General features: G+C 36.0%; 10 protein-coding genes and 1 pseudogene. 5 read left to right on the top strand and 6 right to left on the bottom strand.

Features of this window, described 5'->3' with window-relative positions; translation table 11 throughout:
- Positions 1–106 precede the first annotated feature (106 nt).
- Both FD29_RS03490 and FD29_RS03485 read left to right on the top strand, forming a co-directional pair.
- A complete protein-coding gene (locus FD29_RS03490; protein WP_057887578.1) occupies positions 107–1,042 on the top strand; it encodes a replication initiation protein in 936 nt (311 codons plus the stop codon).
- Positions 1,043–1,053: 11 nt separating this feature from the next.
- The gene (locus tag FD29_RS03485; protein WP_057887577.1) at positions 1,054–1,605 is read left to right on the top strand and encodes a transposase; all 552 of its coding nucleotides are present in this window, start codon (positions 1,054–1,056) and stop codon (positions 1,603–1,605) included.
- A 14-nt stretch (positions 1,606–1,619) separates the two neighbouring features.
- Here the strand turns inward: FD29_RS03485 and FD29_RS03480 are convergent, their stop codons facing one another.
- The 4 genes from FD29_RS03480 to FD29_RS03465 all read right to left on the bottom strand — a co-directional run bounded on the left by FD29_RS03480 (position 1,620) and on the right by FD29_RS03465 (position 6,338).
- Positions 1,620–2,579: an ABC transporter permease gene (locus tag FD29_RS03480; RefSeq protein ID WP_057887576.1), complete on the bottom strand. Its 960-nt coding sequence runs from the start codon at positions 2,577–2,579 to the stop codon at positions 1,620–1,622.
- Complete coding sequence (locus FD29_RS03475) at positions 2,576–3,658, bottom strand: ABC transporter permease (protein WP_057887575.1); 1,083 nt, start codon at positions 3,656–3,658, stop codon at positions 2,576–2,578. The genes FD29_RS03480 and FD29_RS03475 overlap by 4 nt, the downstream gene beginning before the upstream one ends.
- Positions 3,659–3,672: 14 nt before the next feature.
- The gene (locus FD29_RS03470) at positions 3,673–5,196 is read right to left on the bottom strand and encodes an ABC transporter ATP-binding protein (protein ID WP_057887574.1); all 1,524 of its coding nucleotides are present in this window, start codon (positions 5,194–5,196) and stop codon (positions 3,673–3,675) included.
- A 155-nt stretch (positions 5,197–5,351) separates the two neighbouring features.
- Positions 5,352–6,338, bottom strand: coding sequence for a BMP family lipoprotein (locus FD29_RS03465; RefSeq protein ID WP_371862724.1), 987 nt, complete (start codon positions 6,336–6,338; stop codon positions 5,352–5,354).
- Between the two features lie 266 nt (positions 6,339–6,604).
- Between FD29_RS03465 and FD29_RS03460 the strand changes: the two genes are divergently transcribed.
- Together FD29_RS03460 and FD29_RS03455 are read left to right on the top strand one after the other, a co-directional pair.
- Complete coding sequence (locus FD29_RS03460; RefSeq protein ID WP_057887572.1) at positions 6,605–7,546, top strand: nucleoside hydrolase; 942 nt, start codon at positions 6,605–6,607, stop codon at positions 7,544–7,546.
- A 119-nt stretch (positions 7,547–7,665) separates the two neighbouring features.
- A pseudogene (locus FD29_RS03455) lies at positions 7,666–7,842 on the top strand (ArsR/SmtB family transcription factor); the annotation flags it as partial.
- 106 nt (positions 7,843–7,948) lie between these two features.
- Here the strand turns inward: FD29_RS03455 and FD29_RS03450 are convergent.
- Both FD29_RS03450 and FD29_RS03445 read right to left on the bottom strand, forming a co-directional pair.
- Positions 7,949–8,251 carry a type II toxin-antitoxin system YafQ family toxin gene (locus tag FD29_RS03450; protein ID WP_057887571.1) on the bottom strand — a complete coding sequence of 101 codons (303 nt, stop codon included), beginning with the start codon at positions 8,249–8,251 and terminating at the stop codon, positions 7,949–7,951.
- Positions 8,241–8,519: a plasmid mobilization protein gene (locus tag FD29_RS03445; protein WP_003625288.1), complete on the bottom strand. Its 279-nt coding sequence runs from the start codon at positions 8,517–8,519 to the stop codon at positions 8,241–8,243. The genes FD29_RS03450 and FD29_RS03445 overlap by 11 nt, the downstream gene beginning before the upstream one ends.
- Positions 8,520–8,622: 103 nt before the next feature.
- Between FD29_RS03445 and FD29_RS03440 the strand changes: the two genes are divergently transcribed.
- Positions 8,623–9,210, top strand: coding sequence for a site-specific integrase (locus tag FD29_RS03440; protein WP_057887570.1), 588 nt, complete (start codon positions 8,623–8,625; stop codon positions 9,208–9,210).
- The last annotated feature ends 135 nt before the right edge of the window (positions 9,211–9,345 follow it).

Raw genomic sequence — 9,345 nt, 5'->3', positions numbered from 1 at the left:
ATCGACTACATTTTGTCTGTTTATCGACTACATTTTGTCTGTTTATCGACTACATTCATTTACTTCCGTATTCAAATAAAGTAGTATTATTCAAGGAGGTTACTTTATGAGCAATGAATTAGTCAAATATGATCCTGAATTGAATACAATCCCTTTGAGAAGATTTACTCCTGTAGAAATGAATCTGTTCTTTTCTATTGTTTCTAGAATGCGTGATAAAGGTGATGATACTGTTAGGTTTACTTTTGATCAGTTAAAAGAATTAAGCGCATATAAACCAACCGCAAATAACCGATTTATTGATGACATACAAAGTACATATCAAAAAATATTAGGTCTTAGTTTTGGCTCTAGAAGTAAAGATGGGCTTGATAGAGAAATGTTTGTCATGTTCACTCGATTTGAGATTAAGGGTTCAGCAGAAGTCCCTTATGTTGATATTCAAATTTACCCCAAGGCATTGAAACTTCTAAATAATCTTGAAAGTTGGGTTCGATATGCTTTAGCAGAGTTTAGAGATCTAAAGAGTAGTTATGCAAAAACAATGTTTCGTCTCCTTAAACAATTTCGAACTACTGGTTATGCTTACTTTTCTAAAAGTGACTTTTTTGAATTACTTGATATTCCGCAAAGCTATTGGAACAAACCTGCAAATGTTGAATCCAGAGTTATTCAGCCAATTAAGGAAGAACTAACTCCTCTTTTCAGGGGTCTAACTATTAGAAAAAAATATGGTAAAGGACGTGGCAAGCCAGTTATTGGTTACTCATTTACTTGGAAATCAGAAAAAAAGAACGCAAACGACTTCTCACAAGGACAATTTCAAGATGAAAGACAAAAGCTTTTCAATATTCAGCATAATAGTGAACTAACAGACCATCAAAAATGGCGCGCTATTGATAAAGTTAAAGGATTAACTTTAGGTTCTACTGAGAAACAAGCATTAGTCGATAAACAGGCCGAGCATGATAAAAGAATAAGAGATCAAGCAAGACAAGAAGCACTTGCTGAACTCCGAAAGGGGTTTGGAAATAATGCCTAAAAAACTTGCTGATGAATTGGGCGTATCATCCTAAAGACGATTATTTTATTGATCTGCGGGGAGTTAGATTTAGTTTTTATGCTTACCGTAAGCGCAAAGATAAGTACGGATTTGTACGTGAATTTAAAGAGTATCAGGCAAACAAATACGATAACGATTTTAAAATTGATCACCGAGCATTCACTAAAAACGGAAATCCTCGTAAAATAAGTATTAATAGCGCATGGGAGTATTTCAAAGCTAAGGAACGCAAGTTGCTTTCAAATCACCAAACTGGTTCAATTTACGGACAACGTAAAATAGATGTTGAATCAGTTTTTGGTGGATTGAAGGCTTGTTTGGGTTTTAAAAAATTTTCGGTTAGAGGTCTTGAGAAGGTAAAAAGGGAAGCTGGAATTGCCTTGATGGCAATGAATATTAGAAAATTGGTGGCGAAAGGCACCAATTATAACTGTTTTATAAACAAAAAGAAGAGATTAGTGAAAATCAAAGAACGATTTTCACTAATCTCTTCTATTTTGAAGGACTTATGGCACAGCCCCCTTAATTCTTATTTAACTTAAAACATAGATTCTGTTTATTTTCCCTTGATGTAATTCTCTCCGTCTGCAGCAGGTGCAACAGCTTTGCCTAAGAAGATTACCAAAACAATGATTGTTATTGCATATGGTGCAATTTGGAACCAAACGGTATTAACATGCGATAATAACGGAATGTAGACACCGATAATTGGCAAGCTTTGCGCTAAACCGAAGAATAATGCCGCTCCTGTCGCTCCTAAAGGATTCCATTTTCCAAAAATCATAGCTGCTAATGACATAAAACCTTGCCCTGAAATCGTGCTTGCTGAGAAGTTTAAGGTAATAGACTGTGCCATGACAGCACCACCAATTCCCCCCATAAATCCAGAAATCAGAACTCCCATGTACTTATATTTTACTACATTAATTCCTAGAATATCAGCCGCCATAGGATTTTCACCAACAGATCTCATTCTTAATCCCAAACTTGTGCGAAAAAAGAAATACCAGCATAAAATCCCAACAATAATTGCAATAAAAGCTATAAGTGAGGTATGAGTAAACAAAACTTTACCGATAAATGGAATTTTAGATAAGAGTGGGAATGTAAAATTACCCATGCTTTGATTGATAACCGGTGTTTGCCCTTTGCCCTCATACAAAACTCGTGTCAGAAACACTGCTAATGCCGGTGCCATAAGATTCAAAACAGTTCCACTAATAATATGATCAGCTCTAAAAGTAACGGTTGCAACAGCATGCAATAGTGAAAAGACTAACCCAAACAAGGCTCCAATAAATAATGAAATCCATGGTGTAAGACTTCCAAAAGTACTTGCAAAAGTCAAGTTAAACACTGTACTTCCAAAAGCGCCAATTATCATCATACCTTCAAGTCCAACATTAACGACACCACTTCTTTCAGAGAAAGTTCCACCTAATGCAGTGAAGATAAGTGGTGCTGCATACACAAAAGTTGTTGAAAAGACTGTCATTAAAATAGTTGTTAAACTCATTTTTCAGCACCACCCTTCACTACCTTATTCTTGCGTTTTAGCCAACCCTTTTTAGTCATCAATTCGAATGCATACTTGATACCTACGAAGAAGATGATTGAGGCTATAACTATATCAACGATTTCACTTGGAGTATTTGAGTATACCGAAATACTCAAACCTCCTATTTGTAAAGCTGAGAAAAGCAATGCAGAAAAGATAATTCCAATTGGATTCCCAGCTGCTAACAGAGCTACTGCCATACCGTTATAACCAACATTAGGCAAATTATTAGAAACTGAGATATTCTCAAAATTACCTAAACCATCAATGGCACCACCAAGTCCAGCCAATAAACCAGAGATTAACATTGCAATAATTATTGTTCTCTTCACATTTACACCAGCATATTGTGAAGCAGATTCATTTAAACCAACTGCTTGAATTTCAAATCCTGATTTAGTTTTCTTGAAGTAAAACCAAACCAAACCCACAACGGCTAAAGCAATAAAGAAACCCCAATTAAACGTTGAATTATCAGTAATATGTTGTAAAAAAGGAGTGTTCAGATTTGCTTTAGTAGTGATATTTGGTGAAGAATCACTACCTTTGCTAGCAAGCCAACTCTTTACTGCAAAATTAACAAGGTACAAAATGATATAATTCAACATAATTGTAGTAATAACTTCACTAGTTCCAAAGTACGCCCGTAAGACACCGGCTATCATGGACCATAATCCTCCAGCTAAGGCGCCGCACAAAAGTGCCCCAATTATCAAAATAACTGCAGGTAAGTGTGAAAACTTCAATGTGAAAACAATTGCGCCAAACCAGCCAATTAAGTATTGTCCTGGTCCACCAATATTGAAAAAACCAGCCTTACTTGCTACAGCAAAACCCAAAGCCGTTAAAATTAAAGAAATCATGTTTCGCAAAGTTTCCCCAATCGAATAAATTCCGCCAAGAGATCCTTTCAAAAGATTTTGGTAATTTTGAATTGGGTCATATCCAAAGATTAGCATCAAAATCGCACCAACTATAAAGCCGGCCAATACTGAAATCAAAGGTATAGTCAATCCTTTAAGTGATTTAGTATGCACTATCTGTTCCTCCTCTATCCTTCTTGTCCAATTGGTGTTTTTCCAGCCATCATTAATCCAAGTTCTTCACTTGAAGTATGTCTTGGATCAATCTCACCAACAATCTGACCCTCATGCATTACAACGATTCGATCAGAAAGTTTTAAGATTTCATCAAGCTCAAAACTGATTAGAAGTACTGCATGTCCCGTATTTCTTTGCTCAATAATCTTTTCATGTATATACTCAATAGCTCCAATGTCAACACCACGAGTTGGATTAGCTGCAATCAAAAGATCTGGATTAGCAGAAATTTCTCTTGCAACAATTACTTTTTGTTGATTTCCTCCCGAGAGATCCCCCGCAAGTTCCTTTTCACTTTGCGAACGAATATCAAATGACTTAATAAGCTGTCTACCAATTTCATTGATTTTCTTATAATTTAACAAACCATGCTGACTAGCGGGTTTTTTATGATAGCTTTTTAAAACAAGATTTTCGGCAATGGTAAAAGGAAGTATTAAGCCCACATTTTGCCGATCTTCTGGAATACAACCTATTCCCGCCTCTGAGATCTTGCGAGCGCCCAAGTTTTGCAAGAATTTGCCTTTTAATTCTACAGTTCCCTTTTTTATTTTGCGTAGTCCTGTAATTGCTTCAATCAGTTCACTTTGACCATTCCCATCAACCCCGGCGACACCAACAATTTCTCCGCTGTGGACTGTTAGATTCAAATCTTTGACCTTAGGTAATCCATGAACCTCAACATTCAAATCATTGACTGCCAAAACAGTCTTTGTCTTATCAGTTTCTTCTTTTTCTACTGCAAAGTTAACCTTACGACCAACCATCATTTCGGCAAGGGTTTCTTCTTTTGTTTCTGCAACTTGAACGGTTTCAATAACTTTTCCCATTCTGATTACTACACAACGGTCCGCAACTTCTTTAATTTCTTTGAGCTTGTGTGTGATAAAAATAACTGAATTACCTTCTGCTGCGAGGGCGCGTAAAATCTTGATAAACTGGTCAATTTCTTGTGGTGTTAAAGCCGCCGTTGGTTCATCAAAAATAAAAATATTTGCTTTCCTGTATAATGCCTTCATTATTTCGACTCTTTGTTGCATACCGACAGTAATGTCTCGAACTTTTGCATGCACATCAATATCTAAATGATACTTTTCAGCCAATTCTTCAATATCACTAGCTGCTTTTTTATAATCTATCCTTGTTGCTTTTGTAGGTTCATCACCAAGAATAATATTTTCTAGTACTGAAAATGCCGGAATTAACATAAAATGCTGATGAACCATCCCAATGCCTAGTCGTTTTGCATCTCTAGGGTTGTCCATTCTAACAACTTTGTTATTAATTAATATCTCACCCTCAGTCGGTTCCAATAAACCTGAAAGCATTCCCATCAAAGTTGATTTACCAGCACCATTTTCACCCAAAAGTGCTAGAATTTCACCTTTTCTCAATTGTAATGAAATATCATTATTTGCCTTATAGCTACCAAACTGCTTGGTGATGTGTCTCATCTCAACGACATAATCTTCCATGTGCCCCTCCTTAAAGTTCACCATCTGACCACCTTACCTATGAACTAAAATGGTGAAGTATTGGTAATCTCCCCAATGCTTCACCATTTTTGTCCGAACAATTACTAATTATAGTAATAAACTATTTCTATTAATTGCAACCGTTCCTTAATTCATTATTTAGGGCTAACTTTAATTGTCCCATTTTCAATTTTTTCTTGATATGATTGAACTGCTTTCAATGCACTTGCTGACATATTATCGTTCACAAGTCCAACACCATTGCTCTTAAGATCGTATGTTACAGTTTTTCCACCGGGGAATTTGTTCTTCATTGCATCATTTGAGAGATCCTTAACAGATGTACCAACCTTCTTAACAGCCGAAGCTAAAGTAACATTTCCACCTTTGTACTTACCATCAGCTTTTTGATCTTGATCAACACCGATAACCCATACTTTTTTACCATTTTTGGCTACATTCTTCGCTGCCGTGAAAACACCTGCACCAGTTCCACCTGCTGCTTGGTAAACAACATCTTCATTATTGTTATACATAGCTGTTGCTAAAGATTGACCAACATCCGCTTTTGTAAATGAACCCGCGTACTTAACGTCAACTTTAATATCAGGATTTACAGCTTTAACACCTTGTTCAAATCCTTTTTCGAATGTTGTAAGAACATCACTTTGAATCCCACCAATAAATCCAACTTTATTTGTCTTTGTTGTCTTGGCTGCAGCAACCCCTGCAAGAAATGAAGATTGTTCTGTCTTAAATGTTACAGAAGCAACATTCTTACGATCACTTACAACTGAATCAACAACTGCAAAATTAACATCAGGATTTGCCTTTGAAGCCTTTGCAATAGCATTATCAATTTTATAACCAATTCCAAAAATCGTTGCATATTTTGCTTTGACTAACTTGTTAATGTTTGGTAAGAAATCTGAATTATCAGTAGATTGAGTATAATTGTAACCATTAATACCTTTTTGGAGATTGTGGCTTTTCCCCCAGCTCTCTAGTCCTTCCCACGCTGACTGATTAAATGATTTATCATCAATTCCGCCACCATCAGTTACTAAAGCTGCTGAATATTTTGTTCCTTTGCTAGATGAAGAATTATTTCCACACCCCACAAGAATTGCTCCCGCCATCATTGTTGCTGCTAATACTGCTAAGACTCTTTTTTTCACTAGAATACAGCCCCCAAATTTAATTTTCTTAATTAATATAATATACACATTAAGTTATTCAAAATCAATATGTTTTCTTGTTTTTTTTTTCAAACGTTCGTTTTTTGCAAAACGTTTTCTAACAGAAGATGTTATCTTATGAATAATTGTCTGTTTTGACGAACGTTATCATTTTATGTATAATTCGCTTTGCATTGGATTAAAACATTTTATGGAGGTTTAAATAATACATGTCAGAAAAAGTATATTTCAATCATGATGGTGGCGTCGATGACTTAATTTCTTTGTTCTTACTTCTACAAATGGACAATACTGAACTAATTGGGGTTGGAGCCGTTGATGCGGACAGTTATGTTGGTCCCTCTGTTCAAGCAAGTCGTAAAATTATAGATCGCTTTGGTCATGGTGTTAACCTAGCTGTAGCAACCTCAAACTCTCGCGGTGTTCATCCCTTTCCCAAGGAATGGCGTATTTCGACATATTCCGAGAACGCACTACCTATTCTCAACGAGAGCGGTAAAATAGTAACTCCCGAAGCTAATGAACCCGCTCATTTGGACTTACTGCATAAATTACAATCTTCTTCAGATAAAGTAACTTTAGTATTTACTGGTCCATTAACGGATCTAGCTCGAGCGTTAGAACTCGACTCAAGTATTACGAAAAAAATCAAACGTCTCGTCTGGATGGGTGGAACATTCTTAGAAAAAGGAAATGTTGAGGAACCTGATTCTGACAATACGCAGGAATGGAATGCTTTCTGGGATCCCGAAGCTGTAAAAACCGTTTTTGATTCAGATATCCAAATTGATTTGGTTAGTCTTGAAAGTACAAATAATGTTCCGTTAACCCAAGCAGTTCGCTTACATTGGGCCGCTCAGCGCCGTTATCCAGGACTTGACTTTATTGGTAACAGTTATGCTTTTGTTCCTGAACTAGGTCTCTTTGAAACTTATTCTACCTATTATCTTTGGGACGTTTTAACAACTTGCTATTTCTATGATTCAAGTCTTGTTAAAACCAAAGAAGTCAAATGTGATGTCAGCACTAAGACTCCTAGTGATGGTCGGACTTTCTTAACAGAAAATGGACGCAAGGCAAACCTTGTATATGATGTAGACAACACAAAATTCTTTGAACTAATTGATGAATTAGCAAAAAAAGTTGATTAGAAACATTTTAAATGCTTATGTTGTTCTTCTTAATGTCATTCATTTTGCGGTATAATAAGCTGATATTACTTCAAATCAAGCTTTTCTATAAAACTTATTCTTACCTAAGGGTGAACTAAATGACAAAATCTTCTGAACATAATTTACCAAGTACCCTTGAATTAGAACGTAGCGTACAGTTGTTTAAAGCATTCGGGGATCAGACACGCTATAAAATTCTTTCATTACTATCTAACAAGAAGTTGACAGTTAATGAAATTGCTGACGAAATTGGAATAACTCAAGGGTCTATAAGTCTCAAATAACCCCTCAAAAACATTGAAAGAATAGCCCCCAATATCTACATTATAGATATTGGGGGCTATTTTAATTTATTTTTTAATAAGTGCCCCTAAACTATAGCTATTGATTCAAGATTTCATGGGAGCCAGTTGCAACCAATAACAAAATCAATTCATCATGATCTAGCTGATAAATAACAATCCAGTTGTCATAATTTTTACCATAATTTCCACATCTGGCAGGGTGAAATTCACGATAGCCACGCCAATTTCCTTTTAATGCATGATCTTTAATCTGTTTCAAAACAAGTACATCTTGTTCAACAATTGCTTCTAAACAAGGCTTCAAGACAGTTATTGGGAAATGTTTTTTGACTAGTTTTTTTAATTCACGTTCAAAAGATTTGGTCTGTTTAATTTGCATCTAACTTATCGATCCAGTCTTCAAAGTCAGTCAATGAACCAATGTTTTTGACCTGCCCTGTTTCTGCTTCTTTTTTAGCGGCTAAGGCTTCCGGAGAATCTAAAAAGCTGACTAATCGAACTTCATTATTGGCCGCTTTAACTAAAGATAAGCGTATATACTCAGAAACGGTTAGCCCTTGTTTTGCTAGATTAGCTTTAGCCCGTTCACTAATGTCAGGTGTTACACGAGTTGAAATTGTCTTGTTTTTAATAATAGTATTACTCATTCTAATCCGCCTCCTTTAAGTTTACCATCGTACTACATTATAATATTCGATTTTTAGGTTTTCTGCAACTAAATTAATTTTAAAGTAAAGGAACTAACAGCTTATGCAACAAGTTGTCTTACCCATCAAAGATTCAAACGTTCTTAAAGAGGTTCAAGATACGTTACTCAATAACTTTAAAGCTGGCCGACGTAACTATACGATTTTTCAAGTTGGTAAAGCGACGCTACTGCGAGTGAGTGACTTTATGGGCTTAAAACAGGCCGATATTTTTAATCCGGACGGTTCTATTAAACAAAATGTGTTTATTCATGACCGAAAAACTGGTAAACCTAATACCTTGTACCTTAAACCTGTTCAAACAGAGCTCTTATTGTACCGTCAATGGCTGCTTGATCATAAGCTGGATTCTGACTGGCTCTTTCCTTCAATTCAACACCCAGAACGCCATATTACGGAAAAACAGTTCTATAAAATCATGAGCAAAGTCGGCGATCCTTTAAGCATTAATTACCTTGGTACCCACACTATGCGCAAAACTGGGGCTTATCGCGTTTATACGCAATCCAATTACAATATTGGCTTAGTCATGCACTTATTAAATCATTCAAGTGAAGCCATGACTCTAGCTTATTTAGGCTTAGACCAAGCCAGTACCGAAACTATGTTAGATCAAATTGATTTTGGTTAGTTTTATTTGGATTTTTAGTTGTCGCCAACGGCGACTTCTGATACAGGTTTTTAATGGGTCTAGCACAACATAGAATAAATTCTATGTGTAAGTGCGCATTGACCTTGTTTCACTCGGTCTGCTGATAGCTATGAA

The sequence above is a fragment of the Companilactobacillus mindensis DSM 14500 genome (assembly GCF_001434275.1).
GTDB lineage: Bacteria > Bacillota > Bacilli > Lactobacillales > Lactobacillaceae > Companilactobacillus > Companilactobacillus mindensis.
Note: the sequence above shows the minus strand (reverse complement) of the source record. Positions and strands in the feature narration are given on the sequence as shown.